Raw genomic sequence first — 17,760 nt, forward strand, 5'->3', positions numbered from 1 at the left:
TCTCTCAGGATTGTGGGGTCACTCGGCGTCGACGATCTCGCACAGCACCTGGCCGGAGCTGACCGAGTCACCGGCCGCCACGGCCACGTTCTTGACGATGCCGCCGCGATGGGCGTTGAGGGGCTGTTCCATCTTCATCGCCTCGAGGACCAGCACCAGCTGGCCTTCCTCGACGACATCGCCGTCGGTGACGGCCACCTTCACGATGGTGCCCTGCATGGGGGAGGGCAGCGCGTTGCCGGTGGGGGCCGACACCTTCGCCCCGCCACGGTCACGCTTGGTGGGCTTCTTCGCCTTGGCAGGTGCGCCGGCGGCGCGGCCGACCAGGTCGCCGGGCAGCTTGACCTCGATGCGTCGACCGTTGACCTCCACGGCGATAACCTGCGGTTCGACGCGGTCCTCGTCCTCACCGAGCAGCCCCGAGTAGGGGGCGATCTGGCCGGTGAACTCGGTCTCGATCCAACGGGTGTGCACGTCGAAGGAACCGTTTTCGGCGGTGTAGGCGGGGTCCTCGATGACGGCCTTGTGGAAGGGGACGACGGTGGGCATGCCGTCGATCACCAGTTCGGCCAGGGCGCGCCGCGAACGCTGCAGGGCCTCCTCGCGGGTGGCGCCGGTGACGATCAGCTTCGCGACCAGTGAGTCGAAGGCGCCGGGCACGGTCATGCCGGCGTGGTAGCCCTCGTCCACCCGCACGCCGGGGCCGGTGGGCGCCTGCCAGCTGATCACGGTGCCGGGGGCCGGCATGAAGTTGCGGCCGGCGTCCTCGGCGTTGATGCGGTACTCGATCGAGTGGCCCCGCACGACCGGGTCGTCGTAGCCGAGTTCCTCACCGGCGGCGATGCGGAACTGCTCCCGGACCAGGTCGAGGCCGGTGACCTCTTCGGAGACCGGGTGCTCGACCTGCAGGCGGGTGTTCACCTCGAGGAAGGAGATCAGACCGTCCTGGGCGACGAGGAACTCGCAGGTGCCGGCACCGACGTAGCCGGCCTCGACCATGATGGCCTTCGAGGCCGAGTACAGCCGCTCGACCTGCTCGGGGGACAGGAACGGGGCCGGGGCCTCTTCGACGAGCTTCTGGTGGCGGCGCTGCAGCGAGCAGTCGCGGGTGGAGACGACCACCACGTTGCCGTGGGCGTCGGCCAGGCACTGGGTCTCGACGTGGCGCGGCTTGTCGAGGTAGCGCTCGACGAAGCACTCGCCGCGACCGAAGGCGGTGACCGCCTCACGGGTGGCCGACTCGAACAGTTCGGGCACTTCCTCCAGCGTCCGGGCGACCTTCAGGCCACGCCCGCCACCGCCGAAGGCGGCCTTGATGGCGATCGGCAGGCCGTGCTCCTCGGCGAAGGCGACCACCTCGTCGGCGTCGGCCACCGGGTCGGGGGTGCCGGGGACCAGCGGTGCACCGACCTTCAGGGCAATGTGGCGTGCGCGCACCTTGTCGCCGAGGGCCTCGATGGCCGCCGGCGGGGGACCGATCCAGGTCAGGCCGGCGTCGATGACGGCTTGGGCGAACTCGGCGTTCTCGGCCAGGAAGCCGTAGCCCGGGTGGATGGCGTCGGCGCCGCTGCGCTCGGCCACCCCCAGGATCTTGGGAATGTTCAGGTAGGTCTCGGCAGGGGTGGCGCCGTCGAGCGAGAAGGCTTCGTCCGCCAGCTTCACGAACAGCGACTGCGCATCGGACTCGGCGTGAATCGCGACCGAGGCGATGCCGGCATCCCGTGCTGCACGAATGACACGAACGGCGATCTCACCGCGGTTGGCGACCAGAACCTTGCTGATGGCACCCATGTTGTCCTCCACTCCACCCGACGCTGGGCAGCGACCGTCGTTGGTCGCCTTGGGCGAGTCTAAGCCGAGCATTCGTCCTGGAAGACGGCTCGTACGAGTGGTGGACGCGCTGCGGGTGTGGGATTCGTCACACTCCCGGGAAATGGTGTGTGGGTCGTCGGCCCGCGGCTCGTGCGTGGGTCGTGCAGACGTGCGCGACAATGGGGCCCATGCTGGACAGGGAACGGTTGGCCCGGCCCTCGGTCGAGGTGGCGCCGCTGCTGCTGGGCGCGCGCCTGGTCTCCACCGTGGACGACGTGCTCGTCGCCGTCGAGATCACCGAGGTCGAGGCCTACCTGGGTGAACACGACCCCGGCTCCCACGCCTTCCGCGGCCTTACGGAGCGCAACCGGGTGATGTTCGGGCCCGCCGGCCACCTGTACGTCTACTTCACCTACGGCATGCACTGGTGCGCGAACGTGGTCACCGGCACCGAGGGCAGCGCCTCGGGCTGCCTGGTCCGCGCCGGACGAGTCGTCGAGGGCGCCGAGCAGGCCCGGCAGCGACGCCCGGCCGCCGCCCGCGACCGTGACCTGGCCCGCGGCCCCGCCAGGTTGGCGCAGGCCCTGGGCATCACCGGCACCCTCGGCGGCCACGACCTGGCCCACGACCCGGTGAGACTGGAACTGCCCGACCACCCCGTCACCGGGTTCCGCACCGGCCCCCGGGTGGGGGTCTCGGGCCCCGGCGGCGACGGCGACACCTACCCGTGGCGCTACTGGGTGCCGGGCGAACCCACCGTCTCGGCCTACCGTCGAAGCCAGCCCCGAAAGGATCGTCATGGACGTCACTGAACTGCTGAGCGCACTGATCCGCTTCGACACCTCCAACTACGGGGGTGGCCGCAGCGCCGGTGAACGAGACTGCGCCGAATGGATCGCCGACCTGCTGCGCGAAGCCGGGTGGGAACCACAGCTGTGGCACCGCGACGACGCCCCCGACCGGGTCTCGGTCAGCCTGCGCGTGCCCGGCACCGAACCCGACCTGCCGGGGCTGCTGGTGCACGCGCACACCGATGTCGTCCCCGTCGAGACCGACGACTGGTCGGTGCCGCCCTTCGAAGGCATCATCCGCGACGGCTACGTCTGGGGTCGCGGCGCCAACGACATGCTCGACACCGTCGCGGTGCTGTTGCACACCCTGCTGCGCTGGGGACGAGACGGCACCCGCCCCCGCCGCGACGTGCTGTTCCTGTTCGTCGCCGACGAGGAGGATGCCGGGCAGTGGGGGGCGCACTGGCTGGTCGACGAGCACCCCGAACTGTTCGCCGGCCTCGAGGTCGCCATCGGTGAGAGCGGGGCGGTCTGCGAACTGCTGCCCACCGCCGACGGCGGCCTCGCCCGGGTCTACACGATCAATGCCGGCGAGCGCGGCACCCAGCACATCCGGCTGACCGCCCAGGGCACCTCCGGGCACGGCTCGCGACCCTCAGGCGACGACGCCGTCCACCGGGTGCTGCATGCCCTGGTCCGCATCGCCGACCACGAGTGGCCGCTGACCATGTCGAACGTCGTCCAGGGCCACTACCAGGGGCTGTCGGCGGCACTGGGAGTCCCGATCGACTTCGACGACGAGGCCAGCCTGCTGCGACTGGTCGACTGGCTGGGCCCGCAGGCCGGGCCGCTGCGCTACATCCTGCGGCCGTCCTCGACCCCGACGGTGCTCCGGGCCGGCTACAAGGTGAACGTCGTGCCCGGCCTCGCGGTGGCCGAGGTGGACGTGCGGTGCCCACCGGGCACCGAGGACTTCGTCCACGACACCCTCGGCGAACTGGTCGGCGACCAGGTCAGCTACGAGTACATCACCCGGGGGGCGCCGCTGGAGGCGCCCACCGAGGGACCCTTCTGGGACGCCATGGTCGCCAGCATCCTGGCCCACGACCCCCAGGCGGTGGTCATCGGCGGCTGCATGGGCGGCGGCACCGACAACAAGGCCTTCGCCCGGCTCGGGATGGACACCTACGGGTTCACCCCCGCCCCCGCCGACCCGGAAGGGCGGGTGGCCGCGGGTTACCATGGAGTGGACGAGCGTGTTCCGGTGGCGAGCCTGCGTGGCGCCACCCAGATGATGCACGACTTCCTCCACACCGTCTGATCGGAGACACATGAACTGGGGAATCCTCGCGGTCGCGGCAGGTGTCGGCAGCCTGGTGGTGGCCGGGTTGTCCTACGCCGCCGGCAAAGTACATGTGAACGGCCACGTGCCCCGCTACGCCGAGCACTGGGGCCACCGGCCCGACGAGCACCCGGCCGACGTACTGCACTACGTCGCGCTCGGTGATTCCGCCGCCCAGGGGGTGGGCGCCTCCAGCGTCGAGAAGGGCTACGTCTCCCTGATCGGTGCCCGCCTGGCCCGAGAAACCGGACGACCGGTCTCGATCACCAACCTCTCGGTCTCGGGTGCGGTCAGCGACGACGTAGTCAGCGAACAGCTGGGCCAGCTGGACTCGTTGCCGTTCACCCCCGACATCATCACCATCGCGATCGGGGGCAACGACGTCGTCTACCCCCGCCACAACACCGAGTCGTTCGCCGCCTCGCTGACCACCATCCTCGAACGGCTGCCCACCGGGAGTTTCGTGGGTGACGTGCCGTGGTTCACCATCCCCGGCTTCAACGTGGTCTCGGGCCAGATGGCCACCCGCGCCCGGCAACTGATCACCGATCACGGCCACCACCTGGTCGAGATCCACCGCGCCTCGCGCAGCCTGGGCTACTGGAAGTACTACCTCAACGTCGCCCAGGACCTGTTCCACCCCAACGACGTCGGCTACGCGAAATGGGCCGACCTGTTCTGGGAGCAGATCGTCGAGTCCGGCACCCTGGAGCGCCTGCGCGCCGACCAGCTGCAGCCCGCGTGAACACCACCTCACGGCGCACCCTGCTGACCGGGGCAGCCGCCCTGCTGGTGCTGGCCGGCTGCTCGGCGGCCGATGGCACCGAGACGCCCAGTTCACCGTCCCGGTTGGCCAGCGCCCCGGCAGGGGGACAGCTGCTGCGTGAGCGTGGGATCAGCCACGGCCCGGCGAACATGGCCTTGCCGCAGGGCATCACGGTGACCCGCACGATCGACCAGCCGAACGTCGTCACCCTGGTCTTCGGCCCCGAGGACGGGCGCACCGTGCTCGACTACCTCACCCTCCACGCGGCCACCCTGGGCCTGCGGGACGTGCAGACCGGCCACGAGTCAATGGTCTTCACCCTCGACGGCTGGGACGGTGGGCTGACCACCTCGTCCGAGATCGCCGGCCTGACCCTGCGCCGCCAGCCCTAGCCTTGCTCGTCCGGCTTAATCGGCGTCGGTGAGTGCCTGGGTGGCGGCCGCACAGATCTCCTGGCGCAGGCGGTGCACCTGCCGGTCGCTGCGTCGCGGGTGCACCCGGTTGGCCAGCACCACCACCGACAGGTCCAGCGCGGGATTGATCATGATCCCGGTGCCGGTGAACCCGGCATGTCCCAGCGCCCGCGGAGCGGCCAACCAGTCCTGGCCGATCCGCAGGCCGAGGCTGTGGCCCCAGGGGGTCTCACTGCCGGCCAGCTCCCGGCCCAGGGTCGTCGGCAGCGCATTGGCCACCAGCAGGTCATGGCTGCACGGCAGGGTGTCGGTGCGGATCGCCTCGGTGAACTGCGCCAGTGCGTCCACGGTGGCGAACAGCCCGGCGTTGGCGCAGCGCCCACCCAACGACCAGGACGTCTCGTCATGGACGATGCCGCTGACCACACCACGCCCCAGCTCGGGCTGGTACTCGGTGGCCGCGACCGCGCCCGCCGGCGCGAACGCGATGCCTTCGGCCAGGTCCATCGGCTGAAGGACGAGGCTGGTCACCAGGTCGGCCCAGGCGCGCCCGGTGGCGGCCTCGGCCAGGGCCATCGCCGTGTTGTAGCCCACGCACGAGTAGGTCCACGCGGTGCCGGGGGAGTCCTGCAACGGCAGGGAAAGCAGGTCGGCGAGCAGGTCGCCGCGGCTGCCGGCCGACGCCGGCCACTCACCCAGCGGCTCGTCCAGCCCCAGCTCGCGGGCACGGTCGAGCGGCAGGAACCAGCCCGACCAGGTGGCCGGCAACCCGGAGGTGTGGCTGAGCAGGTGCCGCAGGGTGACCTGGGCACGCTCACCGTCGGCGAAGCTGGGCAGGTGCGCGGCCACCGCGTCGTCCAGGGCGAGGTCGCCGTGCTCGACCAGTTTCAGCAGGGTCACCGCCGAGACGACCTTGGTCACCGAGGCCAGGTCGAACCAGGTGTTGGTGTCGGCGGGTTCGGGGTGGGTGACTCGCGCACCGGCCACCCCCGGGTCGTCGGCGACGCCCTCGTGGCTGGCCAGCGTGCCGGCGCCGTAGCGGGCGATCGTGCGTCCCTCGTGGACGACCACCGCGCTGGCGGCGCTGCACCACTGGTCCTCGATCGCACGATCAACTCGCTCACTGACGATCGTCTGGATTTCTGGGGCCATGTCACCCGAGCCTAGTCTGCCGAGCCATGGGCCACTTGGTCCGTGCCCGACCCGGCAGGGGCCGGGACCAGCCAGGAACCACGGGCAGGGGTAGGGTCGGGACATGGATCGGGCAGCGCTGAGCGATGAACAGCACCGGGCCGTGCTGGGGGTGCTGCTGCCCGGTTTCGCCGGGACCACGGTGCCCGACTGGCTGGCCCCGCACGTGCGCGACGGCCTCGGCGGGGTGTGCCTGTTCGCGATGAACACCCCCGACGTGGCCACCACCCGATCGCTGTGCGACGCCCTCTCGGCGCTCAACCCTGACCTGTGCATCACCACCGACGAGGAAGGTGGCGACGTCAGCCGGCTCGAGGCTGCCCACGGCTCCTCGCTGCCCGGCAACGAGGCCCTCGGGGTGGCCGACGACGAGGCGCTGACCCGCGCCGCCGGTGCCGTGATCGGTGCCCTGGTCCGCGCCGCCGGGGTGCACCTCACCCTCGCCCCCGTGCTCGATGTCGCCTCCAACCCCGACAACCCGGTGATCTCGGTGCGCTCCTTCGGAGCCGACCCCGACCTGGTCGCCCGGCACGGGGGCGCCTACCTGGCCGGGCTCCACGACGCCGGGGTGGGGGGCTGCGCCAAGCACTTCCCGGGCCACGGTGACACCGCCGTCGATTCCCATGTGGGGCTGCCGGTGATCGACATCGACCCGGTGCTGCTGCGTGATCGTGACATCGCCCCGTTCGCGGCCGTGGCCCACGACTTGGACGCGGTGATGACCGCCCACATCGTGGTGCCGGCCCTCGGCCCCTACCCGGCCACCCTGTCGCCTTGGGCCTACGAGTTGCTGCGCAGCACCGGCTTCGACGGGCCGGTGATCACCGACGCGCTGGGCATGGCAGCGATCGCCGCCGGGGACGCCGACCACGCTCCCGGCATCGGTGAGGGCTGCGTCCGTGCCCTGGCCGCGGGCGCCGACCTGCTGTGCCTGGACGCCCCCCAGAACCGGGACCCGGAACTGCAGTTCAGTGAGGCCTACGCCAGCATCGCCGAAGGCCTGCTCAGCGGACGACTCGAGCTGGCCCGCCTGCAGGACTCTGCCGAGCGCACCCGCCGCTGCGTCCGGGCGGTCGTCGCCCGCCGGGGCTGGCAGCGTGATACCACGCTCGACCAGGCGGCTGTGGCCGCCGTTGGTGACGAAGTGGCGCTGCGGGCGCTGGAGACCGTCGGTGACGTGCGCGCCGGTGAGGCAGTGTGGGTCGCCGACCTGCGCCAGTCGGTCAACTGGGCCGCCGGTGACCTGGGGTCGGTGGTGATCGACACCCTCGCCGAGGAACTCGCCCCCGACATCAGCGTGCAGCCGGTGCTGGCCGGCAGCCTCGACCAGGTGCCGGCCGACCAGACCGTCGTGCTGGTCACCCGCCAGCCCCTGGTCGACGGCCACGAGGTGGCGGGCCTGGCCGCGGCCCTCGAACAGCGCCCCGACGCGATCGTGCTGCACGCCGGCATGTCCCGGGCAGCACCGGAGGCCCGGCGCAGGATCAACATCCACGGACTCGGTCGTCCGAACCTGCGCGCCGCGGCCGCCGCCCTGGCCGGGCGCACCCCGACCCGCTGACACCCCCGCTGACCCCCTGAGCACCCGACCCCGGAGGAGACCTGATGGCACTGAGCTGGAGCACCGAGCAGCGCAACCCCGACACGATGGCGATCGACACCCTGCCCAGCACCGGCATCGTCGAGGCAGTCATCGGCGCCGAACTCCACACTGCTGCCGCTGTGGCAGCAGTGCAGGGCCGGATCGCGCAGGCGGTCGACCTGGCCGTGGCCGCCATCAGCGCCGGTGGGCGGGTGCACTACGTGGGTGCCGGCACCTCCGGACGACTGGGGGTGCTCGATGCCGTCGAGCTGTACCCCACCTACCGCGCCGGGCCGGAGACGGTGGTCGCGCACCTGGCCGGGGGCGCCGAGGCGATGATGCAGGCCGTCGAGGGGGCCGAGGACGACGCCGAGGCCGGTGCCGCGCTGGTCGAGCAGGCGGGCGAGCACGACCTGTTCGTCGGGATCGCGGCCAGCGGCCGGACCCCCTTCGTCCGCGGTGCGCTGGAGGCCGCCCGTGCCCGCGGCCTGCGCACGGTGCTCATCTCGAACAACCCCGCCGCCCCGATCGCGGAGGTCGCCGACGTGGCGATCCTGCCCGACACGGGCCCCGAGGTGGTCACCGGGTCGACCCGGATGAAGGCCGCCACGGCCCAGAAGCTGGTGCTCAACACCTTCTCGACCGCCACCATGATCCGGCTCGGCAGGACCTACGAGAACCTGATGATCAACGTGGTGGCCACCAACGCCAAACTCGAGCGGCGCATGGTGCAGCTCGTGGTGCAGGCGGCCGGCGTCGAGGAGGACCACGCCGCGGCCCTGCTCGCCGAAGCCCAGGGTGACCTGCGGGTGGCCGTCATCGCTGCCCTGGCCAATGCCGAGGTGGAACGCGCCGTCGGGGCAGCCGTCGCGCACCAGCCGGACCCCGGCCGGGAGGGTGACCCCTCCGGGATCCGCTCCGCGGTGGCGATGCTGACCCGCTGACCGGTCGCCGCTTGCTGCGGCCGGTGGGTGCTCAGCCCAGGGAGACCTTGGGCCAGAGGGTGTGCCACTGCACGCCGAGGTCGAGCAGCATCTGCCGCAGCAGCGGCAACGACAGCCCGACGACATTGTGCGGGTCACCTTCCATGCGGGTGACGAAGGGGCCGCCGTAGCCGTCGGTGGTGAACGCCCCGGCCACCCGCTCGGGTTCACCGGTGGCGGCGTAGGCGGCAATCTCGGCGTCGGACAGGTCGGCGAAGGTGACCTTGGTCGAGGCCAGCCGCGTCATCCGGGTGTGGCGTCCGTCGGCGTCCCACACCGAGACGTGGTGGCCGGTGTGCAGCACCCCGGACTGCCCCCGCATCAGGTACCAGCGCTGGATCGCGTGGTCGGCCGACCCGGGCTTGCCGTGGATCTTGCCGGCGAACTCCAGCAGCGAGTCGCAGGCCACCAGTGCCGTGGGCGCCGAAATCTGCAGCCGCTCGATCACCGCCTCGGCCTTCAGGTCGGCCAGCTTCAGGGCCAGGTCGGCGGGCTTGTCGGCGCTGACCTGCGATTCGTCCACGCCGGAGACGAGCACCTCCGGGCGCAGACCGGCACGCCGTAGTGCTTCCTTGCGGGCGGGGGATTTCGAAGCGAGGATGAAGCGCACGCTGGCAGCCTACCGGGCCACGGATTCCGCGGAACGGTCCTGCGCGCCAGCGTGGCGTGCCAGATTGGAACTATCAGTTCCCGCCACCACAAGGAGAACCCCGTGAGCATTGAGTCCGAGATCCTCAGCCAGATCGACACCGAACAACTCGCCCAGCAGCTGGGCACCGATGCCGCCACCGCTGAAGCCGGTGCCGCCGAGGCCATCCGCGCGCTGGTCGGTGGCATGGCCACCAACGCGTCCGACCCGCAGGGCGAGCGGTCCCTGGCCAGCGCGCTGAGCCAGCACGCGCAGTCCTCGACCCTGTTCAACACTCCCGGCCTCGACCTCGACGAGGTCGACCAGGAGGACGGCGCCAAGATCGTCAACCACGTGCTCGGCAGCGACCAGCAGTTCGGCGGCCTGCAGGCGGCTGACACCGTCGCCCAGTCCAGCCAGATGCCGAAGCTGCTGAAGATCCTGGCCCCGATCGTGCTGGCCTACATTGCCAAGCAGATCACCGCGAAGCAGAACGAAGGCGGGGGCACCGACATCCTCGGCCAGGCGGCCGGCGGTGAGGGTGGTGGCATCCTGGGCCAGATCCTCGGCAACGTGCTCGGCGGTGGTCAGCAGTCCCAGCCCACCCAGCAGCAGCCCGGCGGTGGCATCCTCGGCCAGATCCTCGGCGGCCTGCTCGGTCGCTGAGTCCGACGACCTTCAGAAGCGGGCGCCCCAGGCGCCGCGGCCGGACCGGTGTTCCCGGCGCAGCACGCGGTAGTAGGAGTTCCAGCCGCCCGCGACCGCCCTGTCCGAGGCCGGTCGCGGGTTGGGCCGGGGTGCCAGGGCGAGGCTGAGCACCGTGATGGCTGCGGCCAGTTCCTCGTCGGTCGGGTTGCCCCGGGACACCTCGAAGACCGGCGGTGCGGCCGGTTCGGTGATCTCGCTCATCGGTGACCTCCTCGGCTCACAGCGGGATGTTGCCGTGCTTCTTCGGCGGCAGGGCCTCGCGCTTGTTGCGCAGCAGCCGCAGCACCCGAATGATCTCGGCGCGGGTCTCGTGGGGGTAGATCACCTGGTCGATGTAGCCGCGCTCCGAGGCCACGTAGGGGTTGGCCAGCTCGTCGTTGTACTCCTGGATGAGCTCGGCGCGACGCTCGGTCGGGTCGTCCAGGTCGGCCAGTTCCCGCTTGTACAGGATGTTGACCGCACCCTCGGCGCCCATCACCGCGATCTGGGCTGTCGGCCAGGCCAGGTTCACGTCCGCGCCGAGGTGCTTGGACCCCATCACGTCGTAGGCACCGCCGTAGGCCTTGCGGGTGATCACGGTCACCAGCGGCACGGTCGCTTCGGCGTAGGCGTAGATCAGCTTGGCGCCGCGGCGGATGATGCCGTTGTACTCCTGGTCGGTGCCGGGCAGGAACCCCGGCACGTCGACGAAGGTCAGCACCGGGATGTTGAACGCATCGCAGGTACGGATGAACCGGGCCGCCTTCTCGGAGGCATTGATGTCGAGGCAGCCGGCGAAGACCTGCGGCTGGTTCGCCACCACACCGATCGGACGACCCTCGATGCGACCGAAGCCGCAGACGATGTTGCCGGCGTACAGCGCCTGCACCTCGAGGAACTCATCGTCGTCGAGCACCGTCTCGATGACGGTGGTCATGTCGTAGGGCTGGTTCGGCGAGTCCGGGATGATCGTGTCGAGCTGGCGGTCGTGGTCGGTGATGGTGAGGTCGACCTCGGCGTCCTCGTAGACCGGGGGCTCCTCGAGGTTGTTCTGCGGCATGTAGCTGAGCAGGTCGCGGACGTACTCGAGCGCATCGGTCTCGTCCGCCGCCAGGTAGTGGGCGGTGCCCGACTTGGCCGAGTGGGTGCGGCCACCACCGAGCTCCTCGAGGGTGACGTCCTCGCCGGTGACGGTCTTGATCACGTCGGGGCCGGTGATGAACATCTGCGAGGTCTGGTCGACCATCACGATGAAGTCAGTGAGCGCGGGGGAGTACACGTGGCCACCGGCCGCCGCGCCCATGATCAGGCTGATCTGCGGGATCACCCCGGAAGCGTGGGTATTGCGGCGGAAGATCTCGCCGTAGAGGCCCAGCGACACCACGCCCTCCTGGATGCGGGCGCCACCACCCTCGTTGATGCCGATCAGCGGGCAGCCGGTCTTGATGGCGAAGTCGATGATCTTGACGATCTTCTCGCCGTAGACCTGGCCCAGCGCCCCGCCGAAGATGGCGACGTCCTGGCTGAACACGCAGACCGGTCGACCATGGATCGAGCCCATCCCGATGACAACGCCGTCACCGTAGGGTCGCTTCTTGTCCATGCCGAACGCGGTGGAGCGGTGGCGGGAGAACTGGTCGAGTTCCGCGAAAGAACCCTCGTCCAACAGGGCCAGAACCCGCTCCCTTGCGGTCATCTTGCCCTTGGCGTGCTGCTTCTCGACGGCGGCCGGCGGGGCGGCATTGACAGCTTCGTCGATGCGGCGTCCCAGATCGGCAAGCTTGCCGGAGGTGGTGTGGATGTCGATGTCCATGACGTGACCTTAGCTTTTGCGGCGGCGGCAGGGACAAGGTGCCTCCACTGGTGGGACAGGCTTCGTGCCCACTGTGAGAAATCTCTCAAAACTCGAGAACCGGACCGCGATGGGTACGCTGAGGCGCGTGCCTGCCACTCCACCTGCTGACGCCGCCGCCATCACCAGCCTGCTGGCCACCAGCCGTGGGCTGTGGCGTGAAGTGCGCACCATCGCCGAGACGGGGTCGACCAATGCCGATGTCGCCGCCCTCGCCGGGGCCGGGGCGGCCGAAGGGCTCGTGCTCGTCGCCGAGCACCAGACCAGCGGACGAGGCCGGCTCGACCGCACGTGGACCGCGCCGCCCGGGTCGTCGGTCGCCATCTCCGCGCTGCTGCGCCCCACCCGTCCGCTGCAGGACTGGACCTGGCTGCCGCTGCTGACCGGTCTGGCAGTCAGTCGGGCCGTCCGGGCCTCGGCACCCAGCCGCGAACTGGCCGACCGGGTGCAGGTGAAGTGGCCCAACGACGTGCTGGTCACCGATGCACCCGGGGTCGGGAAACTGTGCGGCATCCTGCTCGAGCGCCACGAGGCGGCCGGTGGGCAGCAGCACGCGGCCGCCGTGATCGGGCTCGGCCTCAACATCGACCTGGCGCCGGACGAACTGCCGGTGCCGACCGCCACCTCCCTGGCCGGCGCCGGCCTCGACTCCGACAAGGACCGGGTCATCGCCGCCCTGCTGGACGAACTCGCCGAGCTGTACGAGCTGTGGCAGCGCCGCGGCCACCTGGTCGAGGCCTACCAACGTGAATGCGGCACGATCGGCCAGCAGGTGCGCGTCGAACTGAGCCCCAGCACGTCAGTGCACGGCAGCGCCACCGGGGTGGACGAACAGGGTCGCCTGCTGGTGCGCACCCCGGACGGGCTGAAGGCCTTCGCCGCCGGGGACGTGCACCACCTGCGGCCGCCGCGCACCTGAGCCCGGCAGTCACCGGGCTGGCGCCACTGGTTGGCACCCGGCTGCTCGTCCCGCCCGTGACTACTCGTCCCGCTCGATCTCGGCCTCTTCGGCCGAGCCGAACAGCAGTTCGGTCATCTGCACGTGGACCCGTTCGACATCGGGCACGTCGGGCAGGGTCACCGGGGTTTCGGCGGCGGTGGTGAACACCAGCGAACCGCAGCCGAGCAGGCGGTCGGTGAGGCTGCGCTCGTAGCTCACGTTGTTGATCCGCCGCAGCGGCAGGTCGTGGCCGGTCTTGGAGAACACACCACGGCGGGTGATGATGCGCCGGTCGGTCATCGTGTAAGTCGTGGTGTACCACTGCAGGAACGGCCGCAGCACCAGCGCGATGAAGACCACCAGCGCCACCACGCCCAGCGCGATGCTGCCCCAGGGGTTCCACGACTCGGGCATGTACCCCAGGCCCAGCCCCACCACGGCGGCGAGCAGGATCAGCCACATCGCGGGCAGGATCAGTGCCTTGCCGTGGGTGCGCATGTGGCGGACGACGCGCTCGCCATCGCCGAGCAGTCTTGGATCGAATCCCATGCCCCCAGTGTGTCACGGGCGGTGCGCCCACTGCGCGACTCGCTGCCAGGGGTGGCGCAGGGCAGCACGGTAGTCTCTCGTCCGTGAATCAGACCCCCACAGGACGCAATGGTCGCTACGTCGTCGGCATCATCGGCGGGGGCCAGTTGGCCCGGATGATGCACCAGGCCGCGATCAGCCTCGGCATCACCGTGCGGCTGCTGGCCGAGGGCCCCGACGTCTCGGCCGCCCAGGTGATCGCCGACGTCACGGTGGGCGACTACACCGACCCCGCCACCGTCGAGGCCTTCGCCACCGGCTGCGACGTGATCACCTTCGACCACGAGCACGTGCCGACCACGATCCTGCATGACCTGCAGTCCCGTGGCATCGCCGTGCGCCCCGGCCCGGACGCGCTGGTCCACGCCCAGGACAAGGCGGTCATGCGGGCCCGGATGGAAGCCATCGGCGCCCCCAACCCGACCTGGCGGGTCTGCGCCGACGCCGACGAACTGCGCGCCTTCGGCGACGAGATCGGCTGGCCGATCATCGCCAAGACCAGCCGCGGCGGCTACGACGGCAAGGGCGTCTGGAAGATCGAGGGACCCGACGGGGTCGACGAGCCGTTCACCGGCATGAAGCAGGTCTCGGCCGGCGAGCAGGTCGTGATCGTCGCCGAGGAGTTCGTCCCCTTCGCCCGCGAACTCTCAGCCCTGGTCGTCCGCAGCCCTTCGGGGCAGGCCGCTGCCTACCCGATCTCGGAGTCGGTGCAGACCGGCGGCATCTGCGTCGAGACCCTGACGCCGGCCCCCGGGCTGTCGGAACCGGCCGCGGTGGCCGCCCAGCAGCTGGCCCTGCGGATCTCGCACGAGCTGGGCGTGGTGGGCATGCTCGCCGTCGAACTGATGGAACGCGCCGACGGGTCGGTGGTGGTCAACGAACTGGCGATGCGCCCCCACAACACCGGCCACTGGACGATCGATGCCGCCCGGACCAGCCAGTTCGAGAACCACATCCGTGCGGTGCTGGACCTGCCGCTGGGCGAGCCGGACATGCGCGCCCCGGTCGCGGTGATGGCCAATGTGCTCGGCGGTGACGAGACCGACCTGACCGGGGCGCTGCTGCACTGCTTTGCCCGCGACCGCGAACTTCGCGCCCACCTGTACGGCAAAGAGGTCAAGCCGGGCCGTAAGGTCGGGCATGTGACGACCTACGGGGACGACCTCGAGGTGGTGCGCCGCCGGGCCGCACACGCGGCCGGTTACCTGATGGGAGACCCCAATGCGTGAAAGCAATGCTCCACTCGTGGGAATCGTCATGGGTTCCGACTCGGACTGGCCCACCATGGAGGCCGCGGCGGCAGCCCTGGCCGAGTTCGGCATCGCCTACGAGGCCGATGTCGTCAGCGCCCACCGCATGCCCGAGGACATGGTGCGCTACGGCCGCGAGGCCCACACCCAGGGGCTGCGGGTCATCATCGCCGGTGCCGGGGGAGCGGCCCACCTGCCCGGCATGCTGGCCGCGTTGACCCCGCTGCCGGTGATCGGGGTGCCGGTGCCGCTGAAGTACCTGGACGGGATGGACTCGCTGCTGTCGATCGTGCAGATGCCGGCCGGGGTGCCGGTGGCGACCGTCAGCATCGGCAACGCCCGCAATGCCGGGCTGCTGGCAGTGCGGATGCTCGCCTCCGGTGACCCCGAGCTGACCGAGAAGGTGCTGGCCTTCCAGTCGTCCCTGCGTGACGCGGCCCTGGCCAAGGGTGAGGCGGTGCGCGGCTTCAACCGCTGAGGCCGCTCGTCCCCTGCGCCACTGCCGGCGTCACGCACGGTCGGGCGTCAGCGGACGAACTGCTCCATCCCGTTGGTGTTGCCCGCCTTCACCAGCGCGAACATCTCCGCGGCCCGCTGCTCGTCCCAGATCATCGACGACCCCGCACTGGTGGTGGCATTCGGGTCCGAGATCGGCACCACCAACTGGTACCCGTTGCCGCCGGCAATGTCGATGAAGGCCATCGCCGCCCGCCCCACGTCGAGGGTCGAGGTGTCCTGGTCGCGCACCAGCAGCTGGCCGGCGACCTGGTTCATCGCCCACCAGCGGTGCGGCAGCAGGGTCTGCGGCGAGACGGCCTTCTTGGCGACCTTGCCGATCACCTCGCGCTGGCGGCCCATCCGCCCGATGTCGCCGGTGGGGTCGGCCTTGCGCATCCGCACGTAGGCCAAGGCGTCGACGCCGTCGAAGTCCTGGCAGCCGGCCGGGAAGTCGGCGTGGGAGTCGCGGTCCTTCATCGGGGCATCGAGGCACACCTCGATGCCGCCGACGGCGTCGACCAGTTCGGCGAAGCCGACCATGCCGATCTGCAGGTAGCCGTCGATGCGCACGCCGGTGTTCTGTTCCACGGTCGCGACGAGCAGCTGCGGCCCGCCCCAGGCGTAGGCGGCGTTCAGTTTGCTGGAGCCGTGGCCAGGGATCGGCAGGTAGGAGTCACGCGGCAGGCTGATCAGCGCCGGGTCCCCGGACTCGGGGATGACCAGCATCAGGATGGTGTCGGTGCGCGCCCCCTCGGTGGTGCCGGTGCCGTACTTGCGGCGCTGCTCGTCGGTGAGGTTCTCCCGCGAATCGCTGCCCACCAGCAGGAACACTCGTCCGGGCTGGTCGGCGGGACGTTGCCCGGACGGCATCGCCTGCACCGTGTTGCCGCGGGTGAAATGCCACAGCGGGGTGGCGACCATGAACACCAGGTAGGCGAGCACCAGCGTGAGCAGGATGCGGCCCGGCCCGAACCCGCGGCGCCGCCGCCGTTGCCGACGCGGGGGCTTCGGTGGGGGCGGCGGTGGCGCACCCCAGTTGCCGGAGGGCTGCTGTCGCGGGGGCGGCGGCTGCTGGGGCGGGCCCTGCCGGTAGCCGCCATTCTGGTAACTGCCCTGCTGGTGGCCGCCCTGCGCTGGGCGGGAGGCCTCCGACGGCCCACCGACCGCCGGCATGATCCGAGTGCCGCCCGGCCCGTCAGGGTGATGGGCGGCGCCGGCCGGCCGGGGGCTGTCCGCCACCGGCGGCAGCACCTGGGTCGCCTCGGGGTCCGGTTCCGGCTCACGGCGGTAGAGCCAGTCCAGGTCCGGGTTGCGCTCATCACTCACCCTGCCAGCCTAGATGTTGGTGGCGGACAGGTTCATGACACTCGGGTGATGGGAGGTTTCCCGTTGAGGGCGCTGTGGCCTCGTTCAGTGTTGTAGAAGGTGAGCCAGTCGGCAAGGGCATCGCGGCGGGCCTGGTTGCTGGTGAAGGGCTGCCGGTAGGCCCACTCGAGCGCGAGGGTCCGGTTGAGGCGCTCTACCTTGCCGTTCTGCCAGGGGCAGTGGGGCTTGATGAACTTCTGCTTCGCGTCCATGGCCTTGACTGCTGCTTTGAAGTCACGGCTGTTGCGGTAGGCGAACGCGTTGTCGGTGATGATGCGCTCGATGCGGGTGATGCCCTGGCTGGCGAAGAACGCTGCGGCGCGGGTGAGGAAGCCTGCGCAGGTCGTGCCCTTCTCGTCGTCGTGGATCTCGACATAGGCCAGCCGGGAACAGTCGTCGACGGCGGCGTGGACATAGTCATAGCCGATCCGTTCCCGCTTGTTCTTGGCGGCGCTGGTGGCGGCACGTCCGTGCAGGCGCCAGCCCCCGCCGTCGGGGATCTTGCCGATCTTCTTCACATCGATGTGGATGAGCTCACCGGGGCGTTGGCGTTCGTAGCGGCGCCTGCTGGCCTGACTGCCGCGGATCACCGCGCCGGTGATCGGGTCAAGGTGCGCCAGGGGCGGCATGTGGTGGCGGCGCAGGATCGCGGTCACGGTCCGGGCGGGAACGTTGGTGGCAGCAGCGATCCGGGCAGGGCCTCGGCGATACTGTGCGCGGTGGGCCAGGACCCGGGCCTCGACGGCTGGGCTGGTGCGCCGTGGCATGGTGTGGGGCCGGCTGGAACGGTCGTGAAGACCTGACTCGCCGTACTGGTCGTAGCGCTTGAGCCAGTGGTGGGCGCATTGGCGTGAGATGCCCATCGCTTTCGCGGCGTGAGCGACAGGCCAACCCTGCACGCGCACACGCTGGACCAGCAACAGTCGCCCGTTGACGTTCAACCGGGCCTTAGGGTGGGACATGAGGACCTCCGTTGTTGAGATGTGACCTTCGACAAGCCACAGCCCAGCGGGGGTCCTCCCTTCACGTCAACCGCACAACTGTCATGAACGTCCCTGCCACCAACACCTAG

Annotated in this window: 18 protein-coding genes; 10 read left to right on the plus strand and 8 right to left on the minus strand. The window is 70.5% G+C overall.

Going from position 1 to position 17,760, the window contains the following annotated elements:
* Nucleotides 1-18: 18 nt before the first annotated feature.
* Nucleotides 19-1,791, minus strand: a complete 1,773-nt coding sequence (locus ACQE3C_RS14685; RefSeq protein WP_434539880.1) for an acetyl/propionyl/methylcrotonyl-CoA carboxylase subunit alpha — start codon at nucleotides 1,789-1,791, stop codon at nucleotides 19-21.
* A gap of 209 nt (nucleotides 1,792-2,000) precedes the next feature.
* Between ACQE3C_RS14685 and ACQE3C_RS14690 the strand changes: the two genes are divergently transcribed.
* The 4 genes from ACQE3C_RS14690 to ACQE3C_RS14705 are packed head-to-tail and all read left to right on the plus strand — an operon-like array spanning nucleotide 2,001 to nucleotide 5,103.
* Complete coding sequence (locus tag ACQE3C_RS14690) at nucleotides 2,001-2,624, plus strand: DNA-3-methyladenine glycosylase (protein ID WP_434539881.1); 624 nt, start codon at nucleotides 2,001-2,003, stop codon at nucleotides 2,622-2,624.
* Nucleotides 2,611-3,924: a M20/M25/M40 family metallo-hydrolase gene (locus tag ACQE3C_RS14695; protein WP_434539882.1), complete on the plus strand. Its 1,314-nt coding sequence runs from the start codon at nucleotides 2,611-2,613 to the stop codon at nucleotides 3,922-3,924. Before ACQE3C_RS14690 ends, ACQE3C_RS14695 begins: the two co-directional genes overlap by 14 nt.
* Before the next feature lie 10 nt (nucleotides 3,925-3,934).
* The gene (locus tag ACQE3C_RS14700) at nucleotides 3,935-4,690 is read left to right on the plus strand and encodes an SGNH/GDSL hydrolase family protein (RefSeq protein ID WP_434539883.1); all 756 of its coding nucleotides are present in this window, start codon (nucleotides 3,935-3,937) and stop codon (nucleotides 4,688-4,690) included.
* Nucleotides 4,687-5,103 carry a hypothetical protein gene (locus tag ACQE3C_RS14705; RefSeq protein WP_434539884.1) on the plus strand — a complete coding sequence of 139 codons (417 nt, stop codon included), beginning with the start codon at nucleotides 4,687-4,689 and terminating at the stop codon, nucleotides 5,101-5,103. The genes ACQE3C_RS14700 and ACQE3C_RS14705 overlap by 4 nt, the downstream gene beginning before the upstream one ends.
* A 15-nt stretch (nucleotides 5,104-5,118) precedes the next feature.
* Here the strand turns inward: ACQE3C_RS14705 and ACQE3C_RS14710 are convergent, their stop codons facing one another.
* The gene (locus ACQE3C_RS14710; RefSeq protein ID WP_434539885.1) at nucleotides 5,119-6,276 is read right to left on the minus strand and encodes a serine hydrolase domain-containing protein; all 1,158 of its coding nucleotides are present in this window, start codon (nucleotides 6,274-6,276) and stop codon (nucleotides 5,119-5,121) included.
* 103 nt (nucleotides 6,277-6,379) lie between these two features.
* On the opposite strand from ACQE3C_RS14710, the gene ACQE3C_RS14715 reads away from it, so the two are divergent.
* Both ACQE3C_RS14715 and ACQE3C_RS14720 read left to right on the plus strand, forming a co-directional pair.
* Complete coding sequence (locus tag ACQE3C_RS14715) at nucleotides 6,380-7,876, plus strand: glycoside hydrolase family 3 N-terminal domain-containing protein (RefSeq protein ID WP_434539886.1); 1,497 nt, start codon at nucleotides 6,380-6,382, stop codon at nucleotides 7,874-7,876.
* Between the two features lie 44 nt (nucleotides 7,877-7,920).
* On the plus strand, nucleotides 7,921-8,841 hold the full coding sequence (locus ACQE3C_RS14720) for an N-acetylmuramic acid 6-phosphate etherase (protein ID WP_434539887.1): 921 nt from the start codon (nucleotides 7,921-7,923) through the stop codon (nucleotides 8,839-8,841).
* A gap of 31 nt (nucleotides 8,842-8,872) precedes the next feature.
* Here the strand turns inward: ACQE3C_RS14720 and ACQE3C_RS14725 are convergent, their stop codons facing one another.
* Nucleotides 8,873-9,490, minus strand: a complete 618-nt coding sequence (locus tag ACQE3C_RS14725) for a Maf family protein (protein WP_434539888.1) — start codon at nucleotides 9,488-9,490, stop codon at nucleotides 8,873-8,875.
* Nucleotides 9,491-9,592: 102 nt separating this feature from the next.
* Between ACQE3C_RS14725 and ACQE3C_RS14730 the strand changes: the two genes are divergently transcribed.
* Entirely contained in the window at nucleotides 9,593-10,174 is a 582-nt protein-coding gene (locus tag ACQE3C_RS14730; protein ID WP_434539889.1) for a DUF937 domain-containing protein, read from the plus strand.
* Between the two features lie 12 nt (nucleotides 10,175-10,186).
* Here the strand turns inward: ACQE3C_RS14730 and ACQE3C_RS14735 are convergent, their stop codons facing one another.
* Together ACQE3C_RS14735 and ACQE3C_RS14740 are read right to left on the minus strand one after the other, a co-directional pair.
* On the minus strand, nucleotides 10,187-10,417 hold the full coding sequence (locus tag ACQE3C_RS14735) for an acyl-CoA carboxylase subunit epsilon (protein ID WP_434539890.1): 231 nt from the start codon (nucleotides 10,415-10,417) through the stop codon (nucleotides 10,187-10,189).
* Between the two features lie 16 nt (nucleotides 10,418-10,433).
* Complete coding sequence (locus ACQE3C_RS14740) at nucleotides 10,434-12,008, minus strand: acyl-CoA carboxylase subunit beta (RefSeq protein ID WP_434539891.1); 1,575 nt, start codon at nucleotides 12,006-12,008, stop codon at nucleotides 10,434-10,436.
* A gap of 127 nt (nucleotides 12,009-12,135) precedes the next feature.
* On the opposite strand from ACQE3C_RS14740, the gene ACQE3C_RS14745 reads away from it, so the two are divergent.
* A complete protein-coding gene (locus tag ACQE3C_RS14745; protein ID WP_434539892.1) occupies nucleotides 12,136-12,966 on the plus strand; it encodes a biotin--[acetyl-CoA-carboxylase] ligase in 831 nt (276 codons plus the stop codon).
* 60 nt (nucleotides 12,967-13,026) lie between these two features.
* Here the strand turns inward: ACQE3C_RS14745 and ACQE3C_RS14750 are convergent, their stop codons facing one another.
* A complete protein-coding gene (locus ACQE3C_RS14750) occupies nucleotides 13,027-13,536 on the minus strand; it encodes a PH domain-containing protein (protein ID WP_434539893.1) in 510 nt (169 codons plus the stop codon).
* A gap of 155 nt (nucleotides 13,537-13,691) precedes the next feature.
* Between ACQE3C_RS14750 and ACQE3C_RS14755 the strand changes: the two genes are divergently transcribed.
* Entirely contained in the window at nucleotides 13,692-14,804 is a 1,113-nt protein-coding gene (locus ACQE3C_RS14755; protein ID WP_434539896.1) for a 5-(carboxyamino)imidazole ribonucleotide synthase, read from the plus strand.
* Complete coding sequence (gene purE, locus ACQE3C_RS14760) at nucleotides 14,797-15,303, plus strand: 5-(carboxyamino)imidazole ribonucleotide mutase (RefSeq protein WP_434539894.1); 507 nt, start codon at nucleotides 14,797-14,799, stop codon at nucleotides 15,301-15,303. The genes ACQE3C_RS14755 and purE overlap by 8 nt, the downstream gene beginning before the upstream one ends.
* Before the next feature lie 47 nt (nucleotides 15,304-15,350).
* On the opposite strand, the gene ACQE3C_RS14765 is transcribed toward purE, so the two are convergent.
* Nucleotides 15,351-16,649 carry an LCP family protein gene (locus tag ACQE3C_RS14765; protein WP_434539895.1) on the minus strand — a complete coding sequence of 433 codons (1,299 nt, stop codon included), beginning with the start codon at nucleotides 16,647-16,649 and terminating at the stop codon, nucleotides 15,351-15,353.
* Between the two features lie 32 nt (nucleotides 16,650-16,681).
* The gene (locus ACQE3C_RS14770; RefSeq protein WP_259808974.1) at nucleotides 16,682-17,650 is read right to left on the minus strand and encodes an IS481 family transposase; all 969 of its coding nucleotides are present in this window, start codon (nucleotides 17,648-17,650) and stop codon (nucleotides 16,682-16,684) included.
* Nucleotides 17,651-17,760 lie beyond the last annotated feature (110 nt).

Source organism: Aestuariimicrobium sp. Y1814 (genome assembly GCF_050113895.1).
GTDB lineage: Bacteria > Actinomycetota > Actinomycetes > Propionibacteriales > Propionibacteriaceae > Aestuariimicrobium.

What these genes read in the sequence shown, in the direction of transcription:
- ACQE3C_RS14690 (WP_434539881.1), top strand. Translation starts at nt 2,001, where the DNA reads ATGCTGGACAGGGAACGGTTGGCCCGGCCCTCGGTCGAGGTGGCGCCG.
- ACQE3C_RS14755 (WP_434539896.1), top strand. Translation starts at nt 13,692, where the DNA reads ATGATGCACCAGGCCGCGATCAGCCTCGGCATCACCGTGCGGCTGCTG.
- ACQE3C_RS14750 (WP_434539893.1), bottom strand. Translation starts at nt 13,536, where the DNA reads ATGGGATTCGATCCAAGACTGCTCGGCGATGGCGAGCGCGTCGTCCGC.
- ACQE3C_RS14720 (WP_434539887.1), top strand. Translation starts at nt 7,921, where the DNA reads ATGGCACTGAGCTGGAGCACCGAGCAGCGCAACCCCGACACGATGGCG.
- ACQE3C_RS14700 (WP_434539883.1), top strand. Translation starts at nt 3,935, where the DNA reads ATGAACTGGGGAATCCTCGCGGTCGCGGCAGGTGTCGGCAGCCTGGTG.
- ACQE3C_RS14710 (WP_434539885.1), bottom strand. Translation starts at nt 6,276, where the DNA reads ATGGCCCCAGAAATCCAGACGATCGTCAGTGAGCGAGTTGATCGTGCG.
- ACQE3C_RS14735 (WP_434539890.1), bottom strand. Translation starts at nt 10,417, where the DNA reads ATGAGCGAGATCACCGAACCGGCCGCACCGCCGGTCTTCGAGGTGTCC.
- purE (WP_434539894.1), top strand. Translation starts at nt 14,797, where the DNA reads ATGCGTGAAAGCAATGCTCCACTCGTGGGAATCGTCATGGGTTCCGAC.
- ACQE3C_RS14685 (WP_434539880.1), bottom strand. Translation starts at nt 1,791, where the DNA reads ATGGGTGCCATCAGCAAGGTTCTGGTCGCCAACCGCGGTGAGATCGCC.
- ACQE3C_RS14770 (WP_259808974.1), bottom strand. Translation starts at nt 17,650, where the DNA reads ATGTCCCACCCTAAGGCCCGGTTGAACGTCAACGGGCGACTGTTGCTG.
- ACQE3C_RS14740 (WP_434539891.1), bottom strand. Translation starts at nt 12,008, where the DNA reads ATGGACATCGACATCCACACCACCTCCGGCAAGCTTGCCGATCTGGGA.
- ACQE3C_RS14695 (WP_434539882.1), top strand. Translation starts at nt 2,611, where the DNA reads ATGGACGTCACTGAACTGCTGAGCGCACTGATCCGCTTCGACACCTCC.
- ACQE3C_RS14715 (WP_434539886.1), top strand. Translation starts at nt 6,380, where the DNA reads ATGGATCGGGCAGCGCTGAGCGATGAACAGCACCGGGCCGTGCTGGGG.